The organism is Tenuifilum sp. 4138str (assembly GCF_041102575.1).
In the GTDB taxonomy this organism is placed as follows: Bacteria; Bacteroidota; Bacteroidia; order Bacteroidales; family Tenuifilaceae; genus Tenuifilum; species Tenuifilum osseticum.
The window spans coordinates 352,730-378,647 of the sequence record NZ_JBGCUE010000002.1; the positions used below are offsets into that span (position 1 = coordinate 352,730).

Sequence of the window (25,918 nt, forward strand, 5' to 3'; positions counted from 1 at the left end):
TTTGACGGAAAGCGGGAAGGAAGGATAAAGGTTAAAGGATAAAGGATAAAGGATAAAGGCTAAAAGTTGACCCGTGACCCGTCCTGAAGTATTGGGATAGACTACTCTGAAACATCTCTCTGTCCTGCTGAGCTCGCCGAAGCATCTCTTTGCTCCTTTTTCGCTTTTACCCTTCACTGAAATCCTTCGCTCCCCTCTAAGTCGAGACAGGAGGCTCAGGATGAAAGATTTAGCTGTTCGTTGATAGTGAATTCATGACCCCAGCATTCTTTTTCTTAACTTTTCTTTTTCGCCTCAGCCATTAGTTGAACCGTATGGGTAATGGGTGTGAATGTAAAACCAAGTGCTTTAATTTTAACGGATGAGTAGTACGATTTTGTAAATGCCGATTTGAGGTTACTTTTTGATATTCTTCCGGCTGTAAGAATGAAAATCAGCGGGTAAAGAACATGTATTAATGTCAAAGGTATCTTTATAAAAGGTTTTCTATTGTTGGAAACATTAGCAATTAAGGTAAAAAGTTCCCTGAAGCCAAGGTTTTCTGAATTAAGAACAAATCGCTCTCCGCTAACCTCGGTGTTTAGAGTAAGAAAGACCATGGCTTTTGCCACATCGCGAACATCAACATAACCGGTTACGCCATCGGTATAAAAGGGCATCCCTTTCGATACTATGCTGAATAGCTGTCCACTACCCGAATTCCAACGTCCGGGACCGAGAATTACTGAAGGATTAACTATTACCACTCTTAACCCCTGTTCAAAACCACGCCAAACCTCGTTTTCACCTAAAAACTTGCTTCGGGCATAGGCACTCTGTCCCTTACTTTTTTGCCACTTGCAGCTCTCATCAATTACTCCCAAGTCGTTCCTTTCGCCTAGGGCTGCAATGGAGCTAACGTGGCATAACGTTTTAACCCCATTCTCAAGACAGGCATCCACAACATTAGCAGTCCCACGAACATTGGTGGCAAGTATGTTCTGCTCCTGCGATGGGCTGAACGAGACCGTAGCGGCTGTATGAAAAACGGTTGATACGCCCTTAGTAGCCTCAACCAACGATTGGTAATCTAACACCTCAGCATCAACCCATTCAATCAGATTTAGTAAGTCCGAAGAATTAGCGGTGTATAGTGAGAAAAACCACTCTACAAAATGCGTATTTGAGTTTGCCCTTCGGGTAGCTCTAACCTTGTGCCCCCCTGAACACAGTTCATAAAGCAAATGAGCACCTACGAGTCCAGTAGCACCAGTTACAAGTATCATACTGTTGGGTGAATTTATTTCTGGAACGATAGGTCCTTTGACCAAATTAGCTTTTTGCCAAACCCTAACCGGTTATCGGTCATCTTTAAGTAGGTAAGGTCAACAACCCATAGGTGGGTTTCCATTAGCATGGCAATTGGAAAACGCTTAAGGTAAGCCTTCTTGGCTCTCTCATGCAGTTCGCCTTGTGGTTGTGATATTATTCCCTGAAACTGCACTCCCTGGATTTTGCCAATGATGCTTGTTTCAAGCACAATAGTCCCCGCAACGTAGATATTATGACTGGCCTGTTGGATGTGTTTGGTGTCGAAATCGGAAGTAAACACAAGACTGTTTTCATCTTCCATGTAAACATAGAAACAGTTAGCGCACCAGGGTTCCTCGTTGAAGCTTGTAGCCAGCGTTAAAACATGATGCTCGTTGATAAACTCAACAATCCTGCTATCGGGTTTTTCGGCCATGATAAACTTTTAATCAAGCAAAGGTAAAAAATTTAGTTGATAGTTGGTAGTTGATAGTTGGTAGTGAAAATACACTTTGCCCTTCCCCTCTGGGTGTAGTTATTTGTTGTTCGGGTTTATTTAAACGGCTCTCTCTACATTTCTCTAACTTCCTCAAGCTTCTTTATAACTTCTTCTCAATTCCACTTTCAAATGAGATTCCTCGCTAGGCTCCTAATGACAATAGGGGTTGCTCGATTTCGTTTAACGGCTTACGTTTAACGCTCTATACACCTCTAACTTCCTCACATTCTCCAATGCCCGTATTACTATTCACTAACCTAGCGCCCTCCGTACTGCTGCTCGTAGTATTTCAGGTAATCGCCGCTTACCACATTGTTAAGCCATTGCTCATTGGCCAGGTACCATTCAACGGTTTTTTCCAGGCCCACATCAAAAGTTAGCGATGGCTTCCAGCCCAGCTCGCGCTGAATTTTGCTGGAGTCAATGGCGTAGCGTAAGTCATGACCAGCCCTGTCCTTTACAAAGGTTATCAGCTTTTCCGACTCCCCCTGGGCTCTGCCGAGTTTCCTGTCCATTATTTGACAAAGCAGCCTGATAAGGTCAATATTCTTCCACTCGTTGTTACCCCCAATATTGTAGGTTGTGCCAGGCTTTGCCTTATGGAAAATCAGATCGATAGCGGCTGCATGATCTTCCACGTACAGCCAGTCGCGAACATTCTCCCCTTTACCGTAAATTGGGATGGGTTTACTGTTCTTAATGTTGTGGATAGATAGTGGTATAAGCTTCTCAGGAAACTGGTTTGGCCCGTAGTTATTGGAGCAATTCGATATAACAGCGGGTAGGCCATAGGTGTGATTGTAGGCCCTTACCAGATGATCCGACGATGCCTTTGAAGCGGAGTATGGGCTGCGGGGGTCATAAGGGGTTTCCTCTGTGAAGAACCCTTCAGCCCCAAGGCTACCGTAAACCTCATCGGTGGAAATGTGGTAGAAAAGTTTTCCTTCCCAGTTGCCATTCCAAAACTTTCGGGCTGCGTTCAGAAGAATGGTGGTTCCAAGTATGTTTGTACGGATAAATGCCATGGGGTCTGTTATCGACCGGTCCACGTGCGACTCGGCTGCCAGGTGGATAACACCGTCAATGGCATACTCGCTAAAAACCTTGTCAACATCGGCCTCGCTGGCTATATCGCCTTTAATAAATTTGTAATTGGACTTGCCCTCAATGTCGGTTAGATTTTGCAGGTTACCCGCATAAGTTAGCTTATCAAAGTTGATAATCAGGTAGTTGGGGTAGTTGTTTACAAATCGGCGAACCACATGCGAGCCAATGAATCCTGCGCCACCGGTTATTAGAATTGTTCTGCGTTCCATTCCCTTTTCATGAATTTACAAGTGTTTAACAAAATTTTTCTGTAAAGAAAGTAAATTTTTGGATGACATTTTGTGTTGGATAAAAAAGATACTAAATTTGCAGCCACAAAAATAACGGCTCGTAGCTCAGCTGGTAGAGCACGTGACTCTTAATCATGGGGTCGTGGGTTCGATCCCCACCGAGCCGACAGCAAGCCACTCCAAAGGAGTGGCTTTTTTGTTTGGGTCATAAAATATTTTGCTAATTTTGTTAGTAAACCATTTCCCCCATGCCCGGACTACAAAAGGAAACCGTTAATTTTCTTGTAAACCTCTCAAACAATAATAACCGTGAGTGGTTTCAGGTTAACCGCAATTATTATGAGCAGGCCCAAACCGATTTTCAACGGCTTGTGTTTACACTGATTGCAGGTATTAGCCACTTCGATAAATCGATAGGTGCTCTTGAACCCCGCGATTGCATCTTTCGTATTTACCGCGATGTTCGCTTTTCTGCTAACAAAAATCCTTACAAGGAGAACTTTGGGGCCTTTATTGCTCCGGGTGGCCGAAAAAGCAGTGGTTGTGGCTATTACATCCATATCCAGCCCGGGGGTTCATTTGCTTCGGGAGGTTTGTACATGGCCCCTGCGCCTGTTATGAAAGCGGTACGCACGGCAATGGTTGAAAATAGGAGCGAGTTCCTTTCCGTAGTTAACAACCCTAAGTTCAAATCAACCTTTACCTGGGAGGGAGTTGAGCAGGCTAAGCGCACACCTGCAGGTTTTGAGTTCGATCCCGAACTCGATCTATTTCTCAGGTTGAAACACATAACCCCATCACGCGATTTTACCGATGATGAACTCTTTCATCCCGATTTCGACCTTAGGGCGATTGAAGTGTTTGAAACGCTTAGTCCACTGGTTAAATTTCTAAATCAAGCCATACCATAAAATGCGCAGCCTATTTACAGCAATAATCGCCCTACTACCCATATGCATCAATGCTCAGGTAGGATATGTTCAGGAGGGCAACGCATCGTATTACGGCGATAATTTTGAGGGAAGGGTTACCGCATCGGGTGAACGCTACAGTCACCTGAAAGCTACCTGTGCACACGTGTCAATACCGTTTGGTTCGCTGGTTAAAATAACCAACCTGGATAATAACCAAACGGCAATAGCACGCGTAAACGATAGGGGCCCTTTTGTACCCGACAGAATAATTGATGTTTCCAAATCGGTAGCGGAAAGGCTAGGGATGATTGGTACGGGTATAGCACGGGTTAGAATTGAAGTTATAGATAGCCAGGGAATTAAGCTTAATTCCCAAGAGGATGCATCGAAAACGGCAGTAACCGATTGGGGTAAGAAAACTACCAATTCACAAACCGTTGAGATTAAAACCAACCAACAAGCCGCACCTTCCGAAGCGATAGAGTATTTCTCGGTCGAAGTTCAAAAGCAAACCAAAAAAGGATTCTATGTCCAGCTAGGTAGCTTCCGGGAGCAAACCAATATCTTTTTGCTGCTAGCCGATGCTCAGGAGCAGTTTGGAAAGAAAACTTGCGTTCAGGTAGTTGCGGTAAACAACGACCGCCTTTTCAAGTTACTCATAGGACCATTTACATCCCGTTCCGATGCCGAAAAGGTAAAACAATCCGCTCAAACCAAATATCCGGGCTGTTTTATTATTGAGGCTAAATAATTGATAAAAAATTACTAATATTGAAATTCATAACCAACCTAAATTACTATGAAAAAGCTGTTTTTGCTATCATTGGCTATTATGCTAATAGTGCCGGCAATGGCTCAACACCAGGACAAGGTTCTTGGTACATGGCTTACACAGTATGGCGATTCCAAGGTAACCATTAAGAAGGATGCCAAGGGAAAATTTTATGGCGAGATTACTTGGCTTAAGGAACCCAATAAGGATGGGAAACCCAAGGTTGACGATAAGAATCCTGAGCCTAAACTACAGAGTAGGCCAATTATGGGTTTGAGAATGCTCGATGGCTTTGTTTACAAGGATAACCAGTGGGTTGATGGCACTATCTATAACCCCAAGGAGGGAAAAACCTACAAGTGCTACATGTGGTTCGACGATGGTAACTATAACTTGCTCCACGTTAAGGGTTATATAGGTTTCTCTTTCATTGGGAAAGAGGTGGAGTGGACCCGAAGCAACTAAACACATGGGGTAAAACGTGTAGCATACGATTTTATAAATCTTTTCTACCCTAACGTTTGCACCATTTGCCACGATGGTCTTTCGCTATACGAGGAGGTGCTTTGCACCTCCTGTTTATATCATATCCCCCGAACCCGATTCTGGAACTGGGACGATAACCCAGTATCGCAAATCTTTTGGGGTAGAGTGAATGTGGAGCATGCTTGCTCATTCTTTTACTTCCGCAAGGGTAGCCGCTACCGTAAGCTATTGCATATGCTAAAATACCAAGGGCGCGAGGATATTGGCGTGTTTCTTGGTCGTCAGTTTGGCCTTGAGCTGAAAAACTCGGAGCTATATAAGCCAATTACTGCAATAATCCCTGTGCCACTGCATCCTAAACGATTTAAGGAACGCGGTTACAATCAGGCCGAGGCCATTGCAAGGGGATTATCGGAAGCCATGGGCGTTCCGGTGGTGACCGATGTTTTGCTCAGAAACATTTATACCCAAACCCAAACCAAGAAAACGCGCATGGAGCGTATGCAGAATATTGCCGGGGCATTTACTATCTGCAACCCCGAAAAAATAGAAGGAGGGCATGTCCTGCTGGTTGACGATGTTATTACCACAGGGGCCACACTTGAAACCTGCACCCAAACCCTTATCGATTCTGTTAATATTAAAGTTAGCGTTGGCACTCTTGCCTATGCAACTAATACTTAAGATTTAAGGATAAAGGATAAAGGGTAAAGGGTAAAGTTTTAGGTTCACCATCAACCAACAACTATCAACTATAAACGAACAACTTTACTTATACCTGTAAGCCGCTTTACGGAGCCTGTCCATAATGGCAATTCCGATGCCTACCTCAGGTACAGGATCGGCAACTATGTATTCCACATCGGAATCCTCAAAGGCGTGGATTTTTTCAAAAAGGTGCGCTGCCGCTTCAACCATATCGCCCGTTTCCGATAGGTACTCAATACGTTTGTAGTTACCTTCTGGTTTTTTCCCAAAGGCAATATATCCTGCCATTGATGGGTCAATGGGTTTGCTGGTTTCACCAGCAATGTATAGTGGTTTGTTTGGGCTGTAGTGCGATTTAAGCAGTCCGGGCGATGCTAGCCCTTTTAGAGGTTTATGGGCACCTGAAGGTTTCAGCACCTGTGCCAAATGGCTATGGGTTATTGCACCATGACGCAGAATTATAAAACCTTCCTCGTCGAGCGTTATTACTGTCGATTCTATTCCAACGGTTGTTTTCCCTCCATCAAGAATATAGTCCACCTCAGGCAACTGCTTTAGCACATGCTCCGCGCGTGTGGGGCTAACCCTTCCAAACTTATTGGCACTGGGGGCTGCAATTACACATCCCGATTTTTTAATAAGCTCCAGGGCAATGGGATGGTTTGGCATGCGTATGCCAACTGTATCGAGGTCGGAGGTCACAATGCCGGGGACAACTGTACTTTTGGGAACAACTATGGTTAGCGGGCCTGGCCAGAATCGTTCTGCTAGCTGAAATACTCTGGGATCGTTACATGATGATAAAAGGGATATGTTTTCAGCTGAAGCAATATGAACAATTAAGGGATCGAACGAGGGGCGCTCCTTAAGTGCAAAAACTTTTGCTACAGCATTGGGGTTAAGGGCATTAGCCCCCAACCCATAAACCGTTTCAGTAGGAAAAGCTACAACTCCCCCGTTGGCAATAATTGATGCAGCGTGGTCGATATCAACCCCAACTATCCCCATCGGCTTCAATTACTGAATATTCTTATCGGCCTCTTCAAGTTCAATACGCTTCTTCTCCTGGTATTCAGCAATCTTTTTCTGAATATCGGGATTGGAAAGCCCAATAATTTTTGCGGCAGCAAGGGCTGCGTTTTCAGTGCTAAGAATAGTAAGAGGAGCAACACCCGATGGCATACGAAGGCTTGAATACACATCGGCACCACCAAACTTATCGCTGTACGGTGGGCAGGCAATTACTGGGCAGTGGGTTTGAGCATCGGTGAAACCGCTTAAGGCGTTGCTCATGCCAGCAATGGTTATAAACACTACGTTTTCCTTTTCGTAATGTTTAATCAGCTCATAGCATTTTAGCGGCACCTTATGGGCCGATGCAATGCGTGTTACGGTTTCAATTCCAAAACCCTTTAGCACGTTAACAATTTGGTTGGCCCAATCAAGGTCAGCCTTTGAGCCCATAATGATTACAACTTTGCGGTTCATGATCTATTTATTATTTATGGTTATGTTGATGCCCAAACAGAGTATGCCGATGAAACAGCAGCAGGTATATCACCCCGATGGTTATGGATGAATCGGCAATGTTAAAAACAGGCCTGAAGAAAACGAAGTGCTCACCCCCAATAATGGGAACCCAAGAGGGTAGCACAGTATCGATAATAGGGAAGTAGAACATATCAACTACACATCCCTGAAGGAATCCGGCATATCCTCCAAAGTTTAGCTTTGATATGCCATAGTACGATACCCACTGGTTAAACTCCGAACTATAAGTGGTACCACTATCGAACAGATAACCGTAGAATGCGCTATCGATAATATTTCCAATGGCACCGGCAAGGATGAGCGAAAGGCCTACTATAATTCCCGTTTTTACCTGTTGCTTAATAAGATGATTTAAATACCATGCAATGGCAACAATTGCTGCAATACGGAATATGCTTAAGCCAATTTTACCCCAAATACCCCAAAACTTTAACCCGAAGGCCATACCGGGGTTTTCAGTAAAGTGAAGAATGAACCAGTTCCCAATTACCCTCATCTCATCGCCTATGGCAAAGTTGGTTTTTATCCAAACCTTGAGGGCCTGATCAATTACAAGGATAAGAAGGATTATTAGAAAGGCTAAATGTTTCTTATTGAAATTCATAGGTCAACTGTTTATGGCGTAAAACTAATACAAAAAGTAAAAGCGACCAAATGGTCGCTTTCCTGAGTAATACATATTAACACTTACAGCTATCGTTGACTATTTTTGGCTTCAATGCTGAGCGTTGCGTGTGGAACAGCACGTAGACGTTCTTTTGAGATCAGTTTGCCGGTTTCGCGGCAAATACCATAGGTTTTGTTCTCGATACGTACCAGGGCAGCCTCAAGATGTTGGATAAACTTGAGCTGGCGTTGAGCCAAGCGGCCAGCCTCTTCCTTCGATAGGGTTGAAGCACCCTCCTCCAAAACCTTAAAGGTTGGCGAGGTATCCTCGGTATCGTTACTCTCATCCATGGTAATGGCACTCTTAAGGATTTCGTAATCCCTACGTGCCTTTTCGAGTTTCTGCAGAATAATTTCCTTGAATTCTGCTAACTCCTCATCGGAATATCTGGTCTTCTCTCCCATGGCTTTTTAAATTTTGCTAAAGATATAAAAAAATTGTAGTAAAAAACCAACTCATCTATTCAATCTTTTCAACAGAAATAGCAGTTGAAAGTTCATCGTCTAACTCTATTACGTTAGAATTTCCATTTAGTTCCTCATCAACTAAAATAATTTCACGGGCAAGGGTTTGCGTTGAAATATAGCTCTTGTGAACCTCAATGGCCTTGTTCAGCTTGTCGTGTTTCTGTATTTTGATGCGGATTTTATCGGTTACCTCAAAGCCTGAATCCTTACGCATGTTTTGAACCCTATTGATAAGCTCACGGGCAATACCCTCCATGCGAAGCTCCTCAGTAATGGTAATATCAAGTGCAACCGTATAGCGTCCTTCGTTTGCAACAAGCCATCCTGGAATATCTTCCGAGAGAATTTCAACATCCTCAAGGGTTAGATTGATATCTCCCTCGGCTGCCTTTATGGTGAACTGTCCGTTGCGCTCAAAAGCAGCAATGTCTTCCTGTGTCATTTTGGCAATGGCTTCGGAAATTGCTTTCATTGCCTTTCCGTAGCGAGGGCCAAGGGTTTTAAAGTTCGGTTTTATCTTTTTAACCAGAATCCCCGATGAGTCGCTAATGTACTCAAGCTCCTTAACATTAACCTCGCTAAGAATGAGGTTTTCAACTGCTGCAAGTTGCTCCCTGAACCTTTCATCAAGGATTGGAATCATAATCTTTTGCAGGGGTTGACGAACCTTGATGTTAACCTTACGTCGCAATCCAAGTACCAGCGAGCAAATTGATTGGGCCATTTCCATCTTCTCCTCAAGGTTCTTGTCAATCAATGCATCGTTGCATTTTGGGAAGTTCGCAAGGTGAACGCTTTCGGCTGAATGGCGATGTGTAACACGGTTAAGGTCAGTGAACAGCTGATCCATGTAGAATGGGGCAATGGGGGCAGCCAGCATGGCTACTGTTTCCAAACAGGTATAAAGGGTTTGGAAAGCTGCAATCTTGTCGGTATCGTACTCGCCACCCCAGAAGCGTTTACGATTAAGCCTTACATACCAGTTGCTGAGCTGCTCAATTACAAAATCCTGAATTGCTCGGCCAGCACGTGTAGGTTCATAGTCCTCGTATGCCTCCTCAACCTCTTTCACCAGGCTGTTAAGCAGCGAAAGTATCCAGCGGTCAATTTCGGGCCGCTGACTAACCGGAATTTCGTCCTCAGCATATGAAAATCCATCCACGTTGGCGTAAAGAGCAAAGAACGAGTAGGTGTTGTAAAGGGTTCCAAAGAACTTACGCTTAACCTCGTCAACACCATCAATATCGAACTTAAGGTTATCCCAGGGTTGTGCGTTGGTAATCATGTACCAGCGTAAGGGATCAGAACCGTACTTTTCAATTACCTCCCACGGGTCAACGGCATTGCCAAGGCGCTTACTCATCTTGTTACCGTTCTTGTCAAGCACCAATCCGTTGGAAACGATATTCTTATAGGCTACAGAATCGAAAAGTAGAGTTGACAGCGCATGGAGCGTATAGAACCAGCCACGGGTTTGATCAACACCCTCAGCAATAAAATCGGCTGGGAACAACTCGTTAAGATTATCCTTGTTCTCAAAGGGGTAGTGAATTTGAGCGTATGGCATAGCTCCAGAGTCGAACCAAACGTCAATTAGGTCGAGCTCACGGAACATACGCTTCCCGCTTGGCGAAACAAGCACAATATTATCAACAAATGGGCGATGCAGGTCGAAGCTGTTATAGTTTTCCTTGCTAAAGTCACCCTCCTTGTAGTTGGCCAACGGGTTCTTATCCATGAACCCAGCCTTAATAGCCTTTTCTATTTCATCCTTAAGCTGGGCAACGGAACCAATACAAATCATCTCGCTGCGATCTTCTGAAACCCAGATGGGCAGTGGTGTACCCCAGAAACGCGAACGGGAAAGATTCCAATCCAACAGATTTTCGAGCCATTTACCAAATCGCCCGGTACCTGTACTGGCCGGTTTCCAGTTAATGGTTTTGTTCAGCTCAATCATCCTATCCTTAAGGGCTGTAACACGGATAAACCAGCTATCGAGTGGGTAGTAGAGTACAGGCTTATCGGTGCGCCAGCAGTGCGGGTAGTTGTGAACGTGTTTTTCAATCCTGAATGCCTTATTTTCCTTTTTTAGGGCAACCGCAAGGTCAACATCAAGTGTTGGTGCATCTTCAGGCAGGCTTGAATCGTACTCGTTTTTAACAAATCTACCGGCAAACTCCCTGTAAAGGTCAACATTTACGTTGCTTTTCACAAAGTCAGGGTCGAGGTCCTCTATTGGGTAAAATCTTCCGCGCCTATCGACCATGGGTTCAGGGTTGCGGTACTTGTCGCGAAGTATTAGCTGAGCAATACCCGATGCCTTTGCCACTCGGTCGTCGTCGGCACCAAAGGTTGGTGCAATATGAACCACACCGGTACCATCCTCGGTAGTAACAAAATCGCCGGCAATCACCCTGAAGGCGTCGCCCTCGGGTTTCACCCAGGGGAATAGTTGATGGTATCGGATACCTACAAGCTTTGAACCCTCAATCTCCGATAAAACCTTAAAGGGAACCTTTTTGTCGCCTGGCTGATAATCGTTGAACGACAGCTCGGCATTTGCTGCCGGAAAGTAATAATCCTGCCTGTCCTTGGCCAGTACAACAGTCAATGGCTCACCGCTGTACGGGTTAAAGGTTCTAACGATGCTATACTTAATGCTGGCATTTATCGCCAGTGCGGTGTTCGATGGAAGAGTCCAGGGTGTGGTTGTCCAAGCCAGTATGTATACATCTGGGGTATCGGTTAAGTCAAAAAGGAACTGGCTACTCTCATTCCTGATAACATTGAACTGTGCTACCACAGTGGTATCCTTAACATCGCGGTAGCATCCGGGCTGGTTAAGCTCGTGGGTACTTAAACCGGTTCCAGCAGCCGGAGAGTATGGTTGTATGGTTTTCCCCTTGTACAGTAAACCTTTCTCAAAAAGCTTTTGTAAAAGATACCAAAGCGATTCAATGTAACGGTTGTCGTAGGTGATATAGGGGTCGTCCATATCGACCCAGTAGCCCATTTTTTGGGTAAGGTCCTCCCATAGGTCGGTATACTTCATTACCTCCTTACGGCAGGTGTTATTGTACTCCTCAACTGATATTTTGGTGCCAATATCCTCCTTGGTTATACCAAGCATTTTTTCAACGCCAAGTTCAACGGGCAAACCATGGGTGTCCCATCCGGCTTTACGCTCAACTAAAAAACCTTTTTGGGTTTTATATCGACAAAAAATATCCTTAATGGTGCGTGCCATTACGTGATGGATGCCGGGTATTCCATTGGCTGATGGTGGCCCTTCGTAAAAAATAAACTTGGGGTGCCCTTTACGAGTTTCTATACTTTTCCTAAAGGTGTTCTGCTGCTCCCAGGTCTTAAGAACATCCTTGTTCACTTGAGGCAAATCAAGTCCCTTGTACTCTTTAAATTTTAGGTTACCCATATAAAACGCTGTTAAATACTAAAATCTGTGTAGATAATCGCTTCCAAAAAAATCTCACAAAATTAGAGTTTTTTTCAGACAATCAAAAGTTTAAGTTCAGTTATTCAGGTGAGGATTATTCGTGTTTGGTGTTTAGTGTTTGATTTTTTGTGGAATGCTAGTTTAATAACCAACCAACAACTATCAACTACTTCCCCACACTAAACACCAAATATCAGTTTATCCTTCCTAAATTAGTTGTAACTTTAACACGCCAAACAGTTACATCGATGAAGCGCATCATAGCAACCATGGTATTTCTATCACTTGCCATTGCTGGATTAGTATTTCTGTTTTACCATTGGGTAAACAAACAGGATTACCGGCAATTCAACCCAATTGATGCTATCCCTCTAAATGCCTCATTGATTTTGAATATTGATGATTTTGAATTGTTTACTAACTCTGTAAAGTCAAATAGTTGGTGGAAAACCCTTGAACGGGGCGATGTTGTTAAAAGTTTTGCAGGCATGCTTAACTATTTGGATAGCGCAGCAAAATCGGACAATAAAGTTAGAACAGCCTTAAAAGGAACTAATACTGCAGTAGCCTTTTACAACCACCATCTGCAGGGCAGCGAGTTTTTACTGGCCCATAAAGTTCCCCAGGAGATTAACCAAAGCGATATTCTAGAGCTTATAAAGCTTCAAAGTTTAGGGTATGCTAAGGCCGAGGAGATACAAATTGCCGGCAACAGCGCAATTTATGTTGAGGTTCCTGAGGGGAACTATTTCAGCTTAACTTTTACCGTGTTCAGCAATCTTTTACTGGTTAGCAATAGCCAGGAATTGCTTGTTGAATCGGTCAAAAAGCTGAAGGAAGATGCTGCCGTTGAATCCGATGTGCAGTTTCAGTCGCTTTACCAAACAGCCGCAACTGGCGTTGCAGCAAATGTCTTTGTAAATATCAATGAGCTCTCTAAAACTTTATCGCTTGAAAATAATTCGCTTGCTCTTAAGGGGGTTGCAAGCTGGGTTGGGCTCGATGTTCAGGTATCACCTACCATGGTAATTGCCAATGGGCTTATTGTGAGTTCAGCCACCAATGGCGATTACTATAAAATATTTACCCGTCAAAACCCTGTTCCTTTTTCTTTGCATGGCTACATGCCTGCTTCAACATCATTTTTTACCTGGTATGGCCTGCCCAACATCCATAACTTTATGGCCGACTATAGCGATTATATTGATAACCTTGGCCTAACTGAACCATACAATAGAAACCTTTCAGATTTCTTAGCCCATACAGGGGTTTCAATCGATGAGTTTTTAGTGAATAACCTCGATAACGAGGTTGCTGTACTATCGGCCAAATTACAAAACAATAGCACAGATTGGTTTATTCTTGCAAACACCAAGAGCGGTTCAGCTACCCTACAGCAGCTTGAATCGTTTGCTGGTACAAAAACCATTGTCAAACATGAGTTTAAGCCCGATAAACAGAAAAGTTTCCCTATTATTGAAAACCCTATTAAATGGTTTATCCCTACCCTATTGGGTAATAGCTTTTTGAAAGTAAACGATGGGTTTGTGACGGTAATCGATAACGTTTTGGTTTTCGGCTCAAGCATCAGTTCGCTTGAATTCATAATTAATGAGTATTTGCGTAATAACACACTTACCAGAACAGAAAGCTATAGGAGCGTTCAGCAACGTATTTCCACATCATCGAATCTGATTCTTTATAGCAAGGGAATGGATTCATACCCCTTAAGCAAATTACACTTAAATGGTAAGCCAACCCAGCTATACAAAGGAAAAACGCTCTCCAGCCATAGCTTTATTTGGCAGGTAGTGGGCGGAAGCCAAAAGCTTTTTGCCATGCTTGCCATAAAAAGCACCCAGGCCGATATGACTGAAACCCCAAGCTCGCTTAAAAATGTGAAGTGGGTTTGCAAGCTCAGCACTGAACCGGTTGGCAAACCACATTTGTTGGTTAACCATCTTAACGGACAACCGGAGGTTTTGGTTCAGGACTCTGAAAACTCAATCTATCTTATTAGTAACGATGGGCATATACTCTGGAAACGAAAGATTGGGGCTCCAATTCTTGGCAGTGTGAGCCAAGTAGATATTTATCGAAACAAGAAGTTACAGATGGTCTTTGCAGCAGGCAACAGAATATACCTGGTTGACCGCAATGGAAATGATGTTGAAGGTTTTCCGGTAACCTTGCATGCTAGAGCCACCTCCCCATTATCGGCATTTGATTATGACAAGAACCGTAACTACCGGTTTATTGTGGCTTGCTCCGATAAAAAGATTTACTGCTACAACACTAACGGAAAACCCGTAAGCGGTTGGCTTAGCTTTAAAACAGAAACGGTTGTTAGTAATCGCATAGGCCACGTTAGTTATCAGGGTAAGGATTATATAGTGATTTTTGACCAAAATCGGCCGTATTTACTGAACCGGCGTGGCGAGGAACGGTTAAAGCCTCAATCTTTTTTTGCCAAAGCAAAAAACAGTGAATTTTACCTGGTAGGAAGTTCGGGTAAAGGGCCATATTTACTAACCACCGATACGCTGGGCATAATCAATAAGCTATTTTTTGATGGCAGGGTCGAAAGTCAAGTGCTGGAACCATACTCACCCAACCATACCTTTATCATGGCAGGAAAAAATTATTTTATCCTCGATAGAAATAGGATAAGCATATATTCAACCGAAGGCAAACTAAAAAATGCGATACTATCGTCAATAGGCGATTTCGATACCGGAAACCTACAGGTCATGGCAAACAATAACCTGGTTTTGGCAACCAGGGATGAAAGTGTTTTTGGTTACGATTTCAGTGGCAAACCTCTTAGCTTTTTCCCTATATCGGGCAGTATTCCAATTGTTGAGGTAAATTCTAGGAGCAAGCAATTTGTTACTTTATCAAAACAGAATGGGGTTATATGCTTTGCCATTAAATAAATAGCTATCTTTGCGCACCGTTTAAACAGAATAATGATTGCATTTTTAAAATTCATTTTTTACTTCTTTTTGACCCTTTTTTTACTGGGTTTGATAGGGCGCATCATCCTAAGGCTTTGGTTAAGGCGATTGTATAAAAAAGTTAACCAGGAAACAGGTCAACAATCGACCGATAGCAGCAAGGGGCGAAATTTTTCATTCACCCGGAAAAAAAAGATTATCGATAAGAATCAGGGTGAATACGTGGATTACGAAGAGTTAGATTAGCTATAGTTTAATTTGATCAAATGTATGGCTGAAGTTGTAGCAGGTATCGATATTGGTGGTACAAACACAGTAATAGGAATAGTTAACCGTAATGGCGATATACTTGCCGAGAGTACCCTTCCCACACGCTGTAATGCTACCTTTGATGTTTTTGTAAAGAACTTAACCGGGGCTATTGAGCAGTTGCTCATGGAACTTGGTCATGAACACAGGTTGCTTGGCGTTGGTGTTGGGTCTCCTAATGGTTCATATAATCTGGGCGCTATAGTTGATGCTCCAAATTTGGAGTGGAAAGGGATACTCCCTTTATGTAAGGAGATTACCCTATTAACTGGAGTTCCTAGTGTGGTTACCAACGATGCCAATGCTGCTGCACTGGGCGAGTTGCTTTTTGGGGCAGCAAAGGGAATGAAAAACTTTGTTGTTATCACATTGGGTACAGGGTTAGGTAGCGGAATTGTTGTTGATGGCAAGCTAGTTATAGGTCATGACGGTTTTGCTGGCGAGTTTGGGCATGTGGTTGCCAAGGCAAATGGCCGTCAGTGTGGATGCGGAAAGAAGGGATGCCTTGAGACCTACGCCTCAGCAACAGGGCTCCGCCGAACCGCCTTCAAGATGATTGCCGATAGCAACCAGCCTAGCATGCTCCGCAACGTTACCTACGATAAGCTTACTGCCAAGATGATTACTGAGGCAGCCAAAACAGGCGATCCGCTTGCTAGGGCAGCCTTTGAGTATACTGGACTTATTTTAGGAACTCGCCTTGCCGATTTAGTGGCTATACTTAACCCTGAGGCCATTTTCTTCTTTGGAGGTTTAGCCAATGCCGGTGAGTTGCTAATTGATCCTGTTCGCCGTTACATGGAAGAATATATGTTTCCAGTTTTTAAGGGCAAGGTAAAACTTTTGCTTTCAGGTTTGCAGGATAAAAATGCTGCTGTGCTCGGGGCTGCTGCCCTTATTTGGGAAGAGCTGGATAAATCGGCACGCTAACTAAAAGCCTCCCAATTTTTAGCAAGTCCACCAATACCGGTTTCACGGTAGGCCACCTGAATATCGCGGCCTGTCTCGGCCATGGTTTCAACCGCCTTATCGAACGATACTTTATGCCCCCCATCGGACGAAAGGGCGTAAACTGCACATGAGTATGCCTTAGTGGCAGCAATGGCGTTGCGTTCAATACAAGGAATTTGAACATATCCCATTACCGGGTCGCAGGTTAGTCCAAGGTTATGCTCCATGGCCATCTCGGCTGCATACTCAATTTGGGTGGGCGACCCGCCCATGATTTGGGTCATGGCTGCAGCAGCCATAGCGCAGGCTGTGCCTATTTCCCCCTGGCAACCCACCTCTGCCCCCGATATCGATGCATTATGCTTAACCAGATTCCCTATTAACCCTGCAGTGGCTAAAGCTCTAAGCATTTTCTGCTCCGTAATATGCTCCTCGCTGTTGAGGTAAAAAAGCACACCGGGTAGCACCCCGGACGAACCACAGGTTGGTGCGGTAATGATTTTCCCTCCTGCCGCATTCTCCTCCGCAACTGCAAGGGCAAAAGCAAATAGCAAACCTGTATGTTTCATAGTTCCATGGGAGTTTAATGCCTTGGTGTACTGGGCTGAAGCCCTGCGTGCCAGCTTTATAGGCCCTGGTAAAACACCCTCATTATCAACCCCTCGCTTAACGGTTTCGCGCATGGTATGCCATACCTTTGCTAAAAAATCCCAGATCTCTTTACCCTCGTTATCCTCTACAAATTCCCAGAGGCTTTTCCCCTCGCTTTTGCACCAGGCTAAAATCTCGGTCATGGTTGTCAGCCTGTAAACAGGATTATTATTTAGAACTCCTGTCTTATCTTTTAAATCGCCACCGCCTATGCTGTAAACCTCCCAAAAGTCGATAAGCTGACCGTCCTCTTCCGAATAAGCCTCAATAATCATTCCGTTAGGATGAAGCGGAAGGCTTTCCTCGGGTCGCCAAATAATATCTACCTGCTTTGGTAAAAAACTCTTGCGTAGTGCACTATCGGTATGGTGCCCTTTGCCGGTTAGAGCCAAGCTGCCGTAAAGCGATACCCTAAAGTAGTTGGCCTCCGGATGGCGCTGTTTCATAATCTCTGCAGCACGGGCAGGCCCTATGGTATGACTGCTCGATGGCCCATATCCTTCCTTGTATATCTCCCTTATGGATAGCATGCACTTTAATTTTTTGGCAAAGCAACATCATTTTTACATCTGTTGCAAGGGTTTAGAGTAAATTAACAACCCAATTTTTTAAATTAGAATAATTAGTAGTTTGCTAAAAATGTGTTACCTTTAATCAATAATTAGCAATTTTAGTAAATGAATAGGCGAGTATCAATCCTGATTTTGCTGGATATCTTCCTAATTGGCGTTTCCTTTTGGCTAACTACTGTAATAAAGGGGGTTTCGTTCCAATCGTATTTGGGTAACTATGGGAATGGCGTTTTAATTTTTACGTTAACCTGGATATTGACCTCGCTCATCTACAATAAATACACATTTACCTCTTACTCAATAAGGCACTTATCCAAGAATATTATTACTTCAAACCTCATAGTGCTTGCAATTATTTCGATTCTAATCTTCTTGACCCGCAACGATTACTACTCGCGTTTCATTGTGTTTAGTACAATAGCATTCACTACTCTGGCTGAACTATTTATTTACAATTTATGGGGAGTTCTAAAGAAAACCCAGGTATTGCCCGACGATGTATTGGGCAAGGTGGAGCGCTCGCTCCGTAGGCCTCGGCCAGTACCCACAATCACCGAGGAGCCCATTGATCCTACCCGTGTTAAAACAGTTCAAAAGGCAATACTCTCCGATTTTAGCCGCGATGTGTACTGTTTTCTGGAGCAACATACCAACCTGTTTAGCGATAAAACGCTTATTATTGCCACAACAACCAGCTTCAACCTTTTAAATCAGCCCAGCAATACCTTTAAAACAATTATAAACCTTAAGCGGGTTAACGATATTCGGCGAATTAACAAGTTCTTTGAGGCCGCTAACGAGAAAATTCCTGTTGGTGGTGTGTTTGTTTGCATGGCCGAAACACAGGAACAGCGCAAGAACCGAATACTTAGTAAATTCCCACCAATACTTAACTACATATACTATCTCTTTGATTTCATCCTAAAACGAGTTTTCCCTAAGTTTTCATTTACCAAGGGGATATACTTTTTGCTTACACGTGGTGAGAATAGGGTGATAAGCAGGGCCGAGCTTTTAGGAAGGCTTTACTCATGCGGTTTCGATGTTATTGATGAGCAGGAAATTGACAAAATGCACTATGTGGTTTCCCAAAAAATCCGCAAGCCATACTTTGACATGGAGCCTACCTATGGCCCTCTCATAAAGCTTCGCCGTATTGGGAAGGGTGGCAAATTTATCAAGGTTTACAAGCTCCGAACCATGCACCCATACTCGGAGTACCTACAGGAATACATTTACCGCAAACATAACCTACAGGAGGGTGGCAAGTTTAAGGACGATTTTAGGATTTCAACCCTTGGACGCTTCATGCGGAAACTATGGATTGATGAGCTACCTATGATTATTAACCTCCTACGGGGAGAACTAAAAATAGTGGGGGTAAGGCCTTTAAGCCAGCATTACTTTAACCTATACTCCAAGGAGCTCCAGGAAAGGAGAATTAAGTACAAACCAGGCCTAATTCCACCATTTTACGTTGATAATCCCAAAACCCTGGAGGAGATAATGGCTTCGGAAATCAAATACCTTGATGCTTACGATAAGCATCCACTGTTTACTGACCTGAAGTACTTTTTTGTTGCCGTTTATAATATTGTTTTCAAGCGGTATAGGAGCAACTAAAAGCCCCAGCAAATGCCAGCTTCAACTTGCATCTGCTTGCCCAGCATAAAGTTGGGGGTGTACTTATAGCTGGTGTAGTTCTTGATGTTGTTAACCCCTCCGGCGATAAAGATATACCCATCGTTAATTATCTGGTATCGAGCACCCACTTGCCAGAACGTTTGCTCCCACTCTACTTGCTCCATGAAGGGCAGTCCTAGTCGTTCGGTTGTAATCTTTGTATAATCGGGACCTTTTCGGCTTTTGGTAAAACTTCCGAATAACTGTAATCCCCGGGTAGGGTGATAACTTATGGCAAAATGTATTTCATCGGCATTATCGGTAAGGTAATGGCCCAGGTTAAACCTGTTACTCTCGTATGTGGTTGTTTCAATAATATGCTTAAATGCTAGCGGATTAGTACGGGTGTACTCAAAGGTTAATGATAAATTGCTCAAAGGGAGGTCCCACACCCTGAAGCCCGCTTTCAGGCTGTAAAAATTGCTATGCTTATCGGGGTTAAACATATTCTTCATCGAAAGCTCATCCAGGAAAAGAGTGGCGTAAAGGTGAAGGTGCTTAACGTTGTACGATGAGATATCAAAAAACATCTGCGAGTTTTGCCCAACCTGGTTGCTCATGCCATTCAGGTGATGGTCAATTGATTTGTAAAAGAAAAATGGTATAAGGTAGGCGGGTTGAACCTCAAGGTCGGAGTAAACGATTGAGTTCCCCACGGAAAGGTTTAACCCCCTGTAGGGTTTAAAGGTTATAAGGTTAGCGGCGATGTACTTGTTGTGGTAAACCTTTCGGGTTTCTCCAAAGCTTATATATGTTCTTGCGGAATCAATTACCTGCGATACAAGCCAACCGTGAATGTAGTTCAGCTCTATCCACCTAGCAGGTTTTACATTAAGCTTTAGCATGGCAAACGATGGTGTGCGCCCACCCAAAATATTTGTGCCGTTATAACCGGAGCCCCACTGAACATTATCCTTAATCATTCCTATGCTGCCCCATTTCCATCCATAGGTTATACCGCCTCTCATTTCGCTAAATTCACCCCCATCTCCATCTACCTTGTAGTTACCGCCTTGCTCTCGGGTCAAATAGGTTGGCATCGCAAGCCTATAATTCTGTGCATAATCGCGTAGACTTGCATAAAAACCAAATCTTCCGGCATGCCCATGCACCTCCGCTCCAACCCAACGGTTATAGGCAAATGCACTATCGTTTTTAATGGTGTTTACTCCCAGCAAGGGATTAATTGTAATACTGTAAAGTGAGTCGGATCGGTATAGGATATCGAATCGTTTTTTTCCCTTAGTAGCATTATCCTTATCAAAATCAGCCAAATAAAATTCAAGCTCCTTCCTTTGACGGTTATTCAGCTTTTCTTTCTGTTCGTTTGCCTGTGTTAGTAACGTTTTGATAAAATCACGACTGTAAGGCCTAACGCTGGTATTTGCGTTTACAATGCCAAGCGTATTTAGCTCATCAATAAACTCGTAGATACCGATATTTGAGATATGGTGATATGTTTCCTGTGCATACAAATAGGGCGAAGCAAGTGTTATTGCAATTGCAATTATTAGTTTCTTCATTGTGGCGTCAATTATTAGTAAAGTTACAACATTAACCCAATATTTTCATTTGGGTTTAAGAGTGAATTTAGCTACTTGATTTGTTTTGAGTAACAAATTTGTTTCCTTATTGTTACATTTGCAGCGATTAAAATAGACTATAATGATAAAACAACTAAAATTCCCGCTAACATTTGTCCTAATAGGAACCATAGTACTTTCTTGTGCGGTTTCGAAAAAAAATAAGCAGCTATCCGATGAGGCCAAGCGAGCTTTTGAAATGAACGACTATCAGGCTGCATTGGCTTCGTATGAACAGCTAATTGCTACAGGTAAAGGGGTTACCGGTGACGTTTGGAACAAAGCCGGTATTGCTGCCTGGGAGGTTGGACAAACCGAAAAGGCAATTGATTACCTGGAAAAAGCCAAAAAGGAAAACGGGGCCAATGCTCAAGGTTTGTTCACTCTTGCTAAGGCTTACCGTAAAATTGATAATCTTTCGCGTGAGATTGTTAACCTTAAACTTTGCGTTGACCTTAACCAACCGGAATTGCTATCACAGGCAAGAGCTACGCTTTTTGATGCATACGTAAGGAGTGAGAACTGGAACTTGGCCGATTCATTATGGAATGCATTAGCCCCACAGTATCAGTCCGATGTAAACCTTAAAACAGGCTACCTGATTGTTAACCGGAAATTGAAAAACAACCAGAAGGCGGAAATGCTTGCAAAGGAGTTACTAAAGCACGATAAAAATAATACCGAAGCTCTAGAATTCCTTGGAGAGTATCACTTTAACCGAGCCGATGAGCTGTACGTGAGCCAAATGAACGCATACCAGAAGAACAAGACCACCAAACAGTATAAGCAGCTTACCGAGGCTTTAAAGAAGGTGAATGCCGATTATAAAATCTCGCGCGATTACTTTGAAACCCTTTACAGGTTGAAGCCCGATAAAAGGTATGCCCGTTACCTGGGTAACATCTATACCCGTTTTGAGAATAAGAAAAAGGCCGATTACTGGTATAAACTTGCTAAGTAGGAATAAAAAAAGCGCGTTAAAAGCGCTTTTTTTTTATTTATAGAATATGCTTGAGTTACTCCACTGTAACCGATTTTGCTAAGTTTCGTGGCTGATCAACGTTGCATCCACGCATAACGGCTATGTGATAAGCCAGTAGCTGTAATGGGATAACGGTAAGCAAAGCACCAACAATCTCGCCTGCTTCGGGTATCTCAATGGTATAGTCGGCCATTTCCTTTATGGTGGTATCGCCTTCGGTTACAACGGCAATTATAACACCCTTGCGTGCTTTAACCTCCTGAACGTTGCTTACAATTTTCTCGTAGCTGCTGTCCTTAATTGCAATAACCACTACCGGCATGGTATCGTCAATCAGGGCAATGGGCCCATGTTTCATCTCGGCAGCGGGATAACCTTCGGCGTGGATATACGATATCTCCTTTAGTTTAAGTGCGCCCTCAAGCGCAACCGGAAAATAGTAGCCCCTACCAAGGTAAAGGAAGTTACGCGAATCCTTAAAACGCTCCGAAATGACTTTGACTAGCTCCTCGCTTTGTAGTATTTTCTCAATTTTATCCGGTACAAGGGTAACCTCGCGAATAAGTTCGCGGTAACGCTCCTCGGTAAGTGTACCACGCCTGCGGCCAAGCAGTATGGCCATCATGATTAGAACGGTTACCTGAGCGGTAAATGCTTTGGTTGATGCAACCCCAATTTCAGGGCCTGCATGGGTATAAACGCCGGCGTGTGTTTCGCGGGGGATGCTCGATCCTACCACATTACAAATTCCTAGCACAAGCGCTCCGGCTTCCTTGGCAAGTCTTATTGCTGCCAGGGTATCGGCGGTTTCGCCGCTCTGGCTAATGGCTATCACCACATCATCCTTATTGATAATGGGGTTGCGGTAGCGAAACTCCGAGGCGTACTCAACCTCTACGGGTATGCGGGCCAAATCCTCAATCAGGTACTCACCCACAAGCGCAGCGTGCCACGAGGTACCACAGCCAATTAAGATTATACGTTTGGCTTCTGTAAGGTTTGGTAGTACGCTATACAGGCCGCCAAGGTGAATGTCAAATGGGTCGCTCGAGATACGGCCACGATAGGTGTCGTGGATGCTACGCGGTTGCTCATATATCTCTTTGAGCATGAAGTGCTCGTAACCGCCTTTCTCTATTGCCTCAATATCAATATCGAGCTGCTGGATGTTGGGTTCAAGCGCTTGGTTGTAAATGGTTTTCAGAACCATTTGGTTGCGCTGGAGTACAGCAACATCGTTGTCGTTAAGGAATATTACACTTTTGGTAAACTCAACAATTGGAGTGGCATCGGAAGCAATAAAGTACTCGCCTTCGCCAACCCCTATTACCAGCGGGCTGCCCTTGCGGGCTGCAATCAGCGTATCGGGTTCATCGCGGTTAATAACAACTATACCGTACGCTCCTACAACCTTTGTCAGCGCTAAGCGGACTGCAATTTCGGGGGTAACATTTCCTTTCAGGTAGATGTACTCAATCAGGTTAACCAGAACCTCAGTATCGGTTTCCGATTTAAAGATGTAACCCCTCTTCTCCAGTTTGCTACGGAGTAGGCTGTAGTTTTCAATAATCCCATTATGGATAAGGATGAACTTGCCGTTCATCGACTCATGGGGGTGGGCATTTATGTCGTTAGGCTCGCCGTGGGTAGCCCAGCGGGTATGGCCAATTCCAATTGTGCCTGGGAGTGGTCTATCACCAATAAAGGCTTCCAGATCGCTTACCTTTCCCTTTTGTTTTGCAAGAAACGGATCGCCATTTACTATACAAATACCGGCCGAATCGTAACCCCGGTACTCCAGGCGTTTTAAACCGTTTATCACAATAGGGAAAGCTTGCCTATACCCAATATATCCAACAATTCCGCACATACTATTTGAGCTTGGTGTATGTAATTTTTAGTTTAATTGGGGTACTGTTCTGTCCGCTTTTAAGCACCCCATGCCTAATGGTAGTATTCGAGTTTGGGAATACATACAGGCTATTGTCGCTATACTCACCCTTTAGCATTCTTTGGAAATGGTAGGTTATATTGACACTGTAACCATTCCTGAATGTCCGGTACGAGCCGTTTGAACTAAGGGTATTTGTGCTAGTTATCTGATCCTTGATCAGTCCAATCCACTCGCTACCATCCTTGTAGTAAAATAGGAGCTGACTAATGGTTGAGTCGGGTAGCGATGTGGTAGCATCGGCCTTACCAATGATGAGCTCAGCACGATGTATTACAATGGGCATGGAGTCGCGCCATTGTGTCAGGTCGGGGAAAGTTATTTTCCCATAAACCCCGCCAAGGCTCTGGGTATAGAAAACTGTATCCTGAGTAATGGTATCGTTAAGGTGTTGTATTTTTTTAGCAGGATCAGCCTTTGTGTAATCATGCAGGTACTCGTAAAACCTTGAACCAAACGTATAGGTCTTACTGGTATTAATGGTTGAGTCCTTGCCGTCAATCTGTTTAACGTAATGGTAGTATAGCCTAAGGTACATGTTTGAGGTTGATACGTTATAGGCTACACCTCCATAACCGGGTAACTCGTCGAAGGTTACATAGAACCCTTTAAACTTGGTGTAAAATATTTTTGAATCGGTTAACGCCAGCGAGTCCATTAACGATTGACCAAATGTAAGTGGGAGTGGTAGTTTCAAACTTCCTTTCCCTTTGAGGGTTGCGGTAACCAAAGGGGTTGGGTTGTATGTATTAACATTAATAGGGCTGAGGGCGTTCTGCTTGTCCCAGAATAGCGAGGTGTCGGTAATCTCGTGTATCCTCAGGTTAAGTTCAGTGGTGGAATCGCCGTAAAAGCTGGTGGCAGTAAAATAAAAAAATATTGAATCGGCAGTTGCAGTAGGCCCGCCGTAACCATCGGTTGATTTTCCCGGGAGGTAGCGGCCAACAAAGCTTCCCTTGGTCGATCCAAAAATCTCGCTGTTAACATACCCCATTACTCCCTCGGAGGCCAGAAATGAGTTTAGCGAATCCTTTGTAAGGGTAAAAGCGCTAACCTTGAACGAGGAATCTATCTTTACCTTGTAAATATCCTCGTCGGGTAAAAGATTGTTGCCTAAAAAACCGGGTTCATTATAGCATGACGTGAGCGAAAATATCGAAAGAAAAAGGCCTGCAATTAAAACACCCAAATGCCTGATTCCAATACTACTTCTTTTTTGAAACATTTGAATTGCCATTTAGTATCTGGTTATAAAATTCGTCGTAAATATCAATATAATTTTCACTATCCTGGTAGGGGAGTAAAGGTTTTTTAGCTGTATTTATATGTTCAAGCACCTCGCCGTTAACAGTAGGGCTACCCAAAATAACCCCATCGGAAAAGTTTATGGCAAGCTTGAGGATGTTTTCGTATGTTGGTTCTCGTAAAATCTCAACATCTTTCTTAGATATACCCTCCATCAACACTTTTTTCCTGACATTCTCGTTCAAAGGTTTGCTAAAACCATCGTTATACACAGAGAAAACAACCTTAGAGTGGGCAAACAGAGGGTCGTCGGCGTAGGCCTTTTTGATCATCAGTGGGGCAAAAGCGGTGAACCAGCCATGGCAGTGGATTAAATCGGGCGACCAGCGTAGCTTTTTAACGGTTTCAATTACTCCCTTGCTGAAAAAGATAGCCCTTTCGTCGTTATCGTCGAAGGTTTCGCCATTCTCATTGGTTAAGGTGGATTTCCTTTGGAAATAGTCCTCGTTATCAATGAAGTACACCTGCATACGCGCACTTTGTATGGAAGCCACCTTTATGATAAGGGGGTGATCCATGTCGTTGATGATTAGGTTCATCCCCGATAGGCGTATCACCTCGTGCAGCTGGTTTCGGCGTTCATTCACACATCCATACCTTGGCATAAATGTTCTTATCTCTCGACCCTTTTCCTGTATCCCTTGAGGTAAAAACCTGCTGATTTTTGAAACCTCACTCTCAGGCAGGTATGGAAGTATCTCCTGAGAGATAAAGAGTATCTTCGCCTTTTTTTCTTTCATTTTGGATTATCCTTTTGCCGAATTTGATTAAATAGCTAAAACATCAATCACCAAGGCGCATATTTATAATAGGCTACAAAGTTACA

22 protein-coding genes and 1 tRNA gene are annotated in these 25,918 nt (G+C 43.7%); 10 read left to right on the plus strand and 13 right to left on the minus strand.

Annotated elements, in window-relative coordinates; all coding sequences use genetic code 11:
• Positions 1–275: 275 nt before the first annotated feature.
• The 3 genes from AB6811_RS03390 to rfbB all read right to left on the minus strand — a co-directional run bounded on the left by AB6811_RS03390 (position 276) and on the right by rfbB (position 3,105).
• Complete coding sequence (locus AB6811_RS03390) at positions 276–1,265, minus strand: NAD-dependent epimerase/dehydratase family protein (protein WP_369489036.1); 990 nt, start codon at positions 1,263–1,265, stop codon at positions 276–278.
• Positions 1,266–1,279: 14 nt separating this feature from the next.
• Positions 1,280–1,726, minus strand: coding sequence for a pyridoxamine 5'-phosphate oxidase family protein (locus AB6811_RS03395; protein WP_369489037.1), 447 nt, complete (start codon positions 1,724–1,726; stop codon positions 1,280–1,282).
• A 320-nt stretch (positions 1,727–2,046) separates the two neighbouring features.
• Positions 2,047–3,105, minus strand: coding sequence for a dTDP-glucose 4,6-dehydratase (rfbB, locus tag AB6811_RS03400; protein ID WP_369489038.1), 1,059 nt, complete (start codon positions 3,103–3,105; stop codon positions 2,047–2,049).
• Between the two features lie 115 nt (positions 3,106–3,220).
• On the opposite strand from rfbB, the gene AB6811_RS03405 reads away from it, so the two are divergent.
• The 5 genes from AB6811_RS03405 to AB6811_RS03425 all read left to right on the plus strand — a co-directional run bounded on the left by AB6811_RS03405 (position 3,221) and on the right by AB6811_RS03425 (position 5,982).
• Positions 3,221–3,293 (plus strand) — tRNA-Lys (locus tag AB6811_RS03405).
• An 81-nt stretch (positions 3,294–3,374) separates the two neighbouring features.
• Complete coding sequence (locus tag AB6811_RS03410; protein WP_369489039.1) at positions 3,375–4,037, plus strand: DUF2461 domain-containing protein; 663 nt, start codon at positions 3,375–3,377, stop codon at positions 4,035–4,037.
• A gap of 1 nt (position 4,038) precedes the next feature.
• Positions 4,039–4,791: a septal ring lytic transglycosylase RlpA family protein gene (locus AB6811_RS03415; RefSeq protein WP_369489040.1), complete on the plus strand. Its 753-nt coding sequence runs from the start codon at positions 4,039–4,041 to the stop codon at positions 4,789–4,791.
• Positions 4,792–4,839: 48 nt separating this feature from the next.
• Positions 4,840–5,277, plus strand: coding sequence for a DUF2147 domain-containing protein (locus AB6811_RS03420; protein ID WP_369489041.1), 438 nt, complete (start codon positions 4,840–4,842; stop codon positions 5,275–5,277).
• Positions 5,278–5,373: 96 nt separating this feature from the next.
• On the plus strand, positions 5,374–5,982 hold the full coding sequence (locus AB6811_RS03425) for a ComF family protein (RefSeq protein ID WP_369489042.1): 609 nt from the start codon (positions 5,374–5,376) through the stop codon (positions 5,980–5,982).
• 84 nt (positions 5,983–6,066) lie between these two features.
• Here the strand turns inward: AB6811_RS03425 and AB6811_RS03430 are convergent, their stop codons facing one another.
• The 5 genes from AB6811_RS03430 to ileS form a co-directional block, all read right to left on the minus strand.
• Positions 6,067–7,014 carry an L-threonylcarbamoyladenylate synthase gene (locus AB6811_RS03430; RefSeq protein WP_369489043.1) on the minus strand — a complete coding sequence of 316 codons (948 nt, stop codon included), beginning with the start codon at positions 7,012–7,014 and terminating at the stop codon, positions 6,067–6,069.
• Between the two features lie 9 nt (positions 7,015–7,023).
• A complete protein-coding gene (purE, locus tag AB6811_RS03435) occupies positions 7,024–7,494 on the minus strand; it encodes a 5-(carboxyamino)imidazole ribonucleotide mutase (protein WP_369489044.1) in 471 nt (156 codons plus the stop codon).
• 10 nt (positions 7,495–7,504) lie between these two features.
• On the minus strand, positions 7,505–8,161 hold the full coding sequence (locus tag AB6811_RS03440; RefSeq protein ID WP_369489045.1) for a lipoprotein signal peptidase: 657 nt from the start codon (positions 8,159–8,161) through the stop codon (positions 7,505–7,507).
• Between the two features lie 89 nt (positions 8,162–8,250).
• Positions 8,251–8,628: a TraR/DksA family transcriptional regulator gene (locus AB6811_RS03445; RefSeq protein ID WP_369489046.1), complete on the minus strand. Its 378-nt coding sequence runs from the start codon at positions 8,626–8,628 to the stop codon at positions 8,251–8,253.
• Positions 8,629–8,683: 55 nt separating this feature from the next.
• A complete protein-coding gene (ileS, locus tag AB6811_RS03450) occupies positions 8,684–12,127 on the minus strand; it encodes an isoleucine--tRNA ligase (RefSeq protein WP_369489047.1) in 3,444 nt (1,147 codons plus the stop codon).
• 269 nt (positions 12,128–12,396) lie between these two features.
• On the opposite strand from ileS, the gene AB6811_RS03455 reads away from it, so the two are divergent.
• The 3 genes from AB6811_RS03455 to AB6811_RS03465 are packed head-to-tail and all read left to right on the plus strand — an operon-like array spanning position 12,397 to position 16,344.
• A complete protein-coding gene (locus tag AB6811_RS03455) occupies positions 12,397–15,084 on the plus strand; it encodes a DUF3352 domain-containing protein (protein ID WP_369489048.1) in 2,688 nt (895 codons plus the stop codon).
• A 33-nt stretch (positions 15,085–15,117) separates the two neighbouring features.
• Positions 15,118–15,351 (plus strand): DUF4834 family protein, encoded by a 234-nt coding sequence (locus tag AB6811_RS03460; RefSeq protein ID WP_369489049.1) that lies wholly within the window; start codon positions 15,118–15,120, stop codon positions 15,349–15,351.
• Between the two features lie 24 nt (positions 15,352–15,375).
• Positions 15,376–16,344: an ROK family protein gene (locus AB6811_RS03465; protein WP_369489050.1), complete on the plus strand. Its 969-nt coding sequence runs from the start codon at positions 15,376–15,378 to the stop codon at positions 16,342–16,344.
• Here AB6811_RS03465 and AB6811_RS03470 read toward each other — a convergent pair.
• Positions 16,341–17,546 carry an L-serine ammonia-lyase gene (locus tag AB6811_RS03470; protein ID WP_369489051.1) on the minus strand — a complete coding sequence of 402 codons (1,206 nt, stop codon included), beginning with the start codon at positions 17,544–17,546 and terminating at the stop codon, positions 16,341–16,343. The two genes, AB6811_RS03465 and AB6811_RS03470, sit on opposite strands and share 4 nt — an antisense overlap.
• A gap of 147 nt (positions 17,547–17,693) precedes the next feature.
• On the opposite strand from AB6811_RS03470, the gene AB6811_RS03475 reads away from it, so the two are divergent.
• On the plus strand, positions 17,694–19,211 hold the full coding sequence (locus AB6811_RS03475) for a sugar transferase (protein ID WP_369489052.1): 1,518 nt from the start codon (positions 17,694–17,696) through the stop codon (positions 19,209–19,211).
• Here AB6811_RS03475 and AB6811_RS03480 read toward each other — a convergent pair.
• Positions 19,208–20,794 carry a capsule assembly Wzi family protein gene (locus AB6811_RS03480; protein WP_369489053.1) on the minus strand — a complete coding sequence of 529 codons (1,587 nt, stop codon included), beginning with the start codon at positions 20,792–20,794 and terminating at the stop codon, positions 19,208–19,210. The genes AB6811_RS03475 and AB6811_RS03480 overlap by 4 nt on opposite strands.
• A 142-nt stretch (positions 20,795–20,936) precedes the next feature.
• Here AB6811_RS03480 and AB6811_RS03485 point away from each other — a divergent pair, with 142 nt between their 5' ends.
• A complete protein-coding gene (locus AB6811_RS03485; protein ID WP_369489054.1) occupies positions 20,937–21,815 on the plus strand; it encodes a tetratricopeptide repeat protein in 879 nt (292 codons plus the stop codon).
• A 55-nt stretch (positions 21,816–21,870) separates the two neighbouring features.
• Here AB6811_RS03485 and glmS read toward each other — a convergent pair whose 3' ends face one another.
• From glmS to AB6811_RS03500, 3 genes are read right to left on the minus strand one after another with little or no spacing between them, the layout of a single operon-like run.
• The gene (gene glmS, locus AB6811_RS03490; RefSeq protein ID WP_369489055.1) at positions 21,871–23,706 is read right to left on the minus strand and encodes a glutamine--fructose-6-phosphate transaminase (isomerizing); all 1,836 of its coding nucleotides are present in this window, start codon (positions 23,704–23,706) and stop codon (positions 21,871–21,873) included.
• Position 23,707: 1 nt separating this feature from the next.
• Positions 23,708–25,012, minus strand: coding sequence for a DUF4270 family protein (locus AB6811_RS03495; protein ID WP_369489056.1), 1,305 nt, complete (start codon positions 25,010–25,012; stop codon positions 23,708–23,710).
• The gene (locus AB6811_RS03500) at positions 24,993–25,832 is read right to left on the minus strand and encodes a glycogen/starch synthase (RefSeq protein ID WP_369489057.1); all 840 of its coding nucleotides are present in this window, start codon (positions 25,830–25,832) and stop codon (positions 24,993–24,995) included. The genes AB6811_RS03495 and AB6811_RS03500 overlap by 20 nt, the downstream gene beginning before the upstream one ends.
• Between the last annotated feature and the right edge of the window lie 86 nt (positions 25,833–25,918).

What these genes read in the sequence shown, in the direction of transcription:
- AB6811_RS03470 (WP_369489051.1), bottom strand. Translation starts at nt 17,546, where the DNA reads ATGCTATCCATAAGGGAGATATACAAGGAAGGATATGGGCCATCGAGC.
- AB6811_RS03485 (WP_369489054.1), top strand. Translation starts at nt 20,937, where the DNA reads ATGATAAAACAACTAAAATTCCCGCTAACATTTGTCCTAATAGGAACC.
- AB6811_RS03465 (WP_369489050.1), top strand. Translation starts at nt 15,376, where the DNA reads ATGGCTGAAGTTGTAGCAGGTATCGATATTGGTGGTACAAACACAGTA.
- ileS (WP_369489047.1), bottom strand. Translation starts at nt 12,127, where the DNA reads ATGGGTAACCTAAAATTTAAAGAGTACAAGGGACTTGATTTGCCTCAA.
- AB6811_RS03420 (WP_369489041.1), top strand. Translation starts at nt 4,840, where the DNA reads ATGAAAAAGCTGTTTTTGCTATCATTGGCTATTATGCTAATAGTGCCG.
- AB6811_RS03440 (WP_369489045.1), bottom strand. Translation starts at nt 8,161, where the DNA reads ATGAATTTCAATAAGAAACATTTAGCCTTTCTAATAATCCTTCTTATC.
- AB6811_RS03455 (WP_369489048.1), top strand. Translation starts at nt 12,397, where the DNA reads ATGAAGCGCATCATAGCAACCATGGTATTTCTATCACTTGCCATTGCT.
- AB6811_RS03460 (WP_369489049.1), top strand. Translation starts at nt 15,118, where the DNA reads ATGATTGCATTTTTAAAATTCATTTTTTACTTCTTTTTGACCCTTTTT.
- AB6811_RS03390 (WP_369489036.1), bottom strand. Translation starts at nt 1,265, where the DNA reads ATGATACTTGTAACTGGTGCTACTGGACTCGTAGGTGCTCATTTGCTT.
- AB6811_RS03410 (WP_369489039.1), top strand. Translation starts at nt 3,375, where the DNA reads ATGCCCGGACTACAAAAGGAAACCGTTAATTTTCTTGTAAACCTCTCA.
- glmS (WP_369489055.1), bottom strand. Translation starts at nt 23,706, where the DNA reads ATGTGCGGAATTGTTGGATATATTGGGTATAGGCAAGCTTTCCCTATT.
- purE (WP_369489044.1), bottom strand. Translation starts at nt 7,494, where the DNA reads ATGAACCGCAAAGTTGTAATCATTATGGGCTCAAAGGCTGACCTTGAT.
- AB6811_RS03430 (WP_369489043.1), bottom strand. Translation starts at nt 7,014, where the DNA reads ATGGGGATAGTTGGGGTTGATATCGACCACGCTGCATCAATTATTGCC.
- AB6811_RS03475 (WP_369489052.1), top strand. Translation starts at nt 17,694, where the DNA reads ATGAATAGGCGAGTATCAATCCTGATTTTGCTGGATATCTTCCTAATT.
- rfbB (WP_369489038.1), bottom strand. Translation starts at nt 3,105, where the DNA reads ATGGAACGCAGAACAATTCTAATAACCGGTGGCGCAGGATTCATTGGC.
- AB6811_RS03500 (WP_369489057.1), bottom strand. Translation starts at nt 25,832, where the DNA reads ATGAAAGAAAAAAAGGCGAAGATACTCTTTATCTCTCAGGAGATACTT.
- AB6811_RS03445 (WP_369489046.1), bottom strand. Translation starts at nt 8,628, where the DNA reads ATGGGAGAGAAGACCAGATATTCCGATGAGGAGTTAGCAGAATTCAAG.
- AB6811_RS03415 (WP_369489040.1), top strand. Translation starts at nt 4,039, where the DNA reads ATGCGCAGCCTATTTACAGCAATAATCGCCCTACTACCCATATGCATC.
- AB6811_RS03480 (WP_369489053.1), bottom strand. Translation starts at nt 20,794, where the DNA reads ATGAAGAAACTAATAATTGCAATTGCAATAACACTTGCTTCGCCCTAT.
- AB6811_RS03495 (WP_369489056.1), bottom strand. Translation starts at nt 25,012, where the DNA reads ATGTTTCAAAAAAGAAGTAGTATTGGAATCAGGCATTTGGGTGTTTTA.
- AB6811_RS03395 (WP_369489037.1), bottom strand. Translation starts at nt 1,726, where the DNA reads ATGGCCGAAAAACCCGATAGCAGGATTGTTGAGTTTATCAACGAGCAT.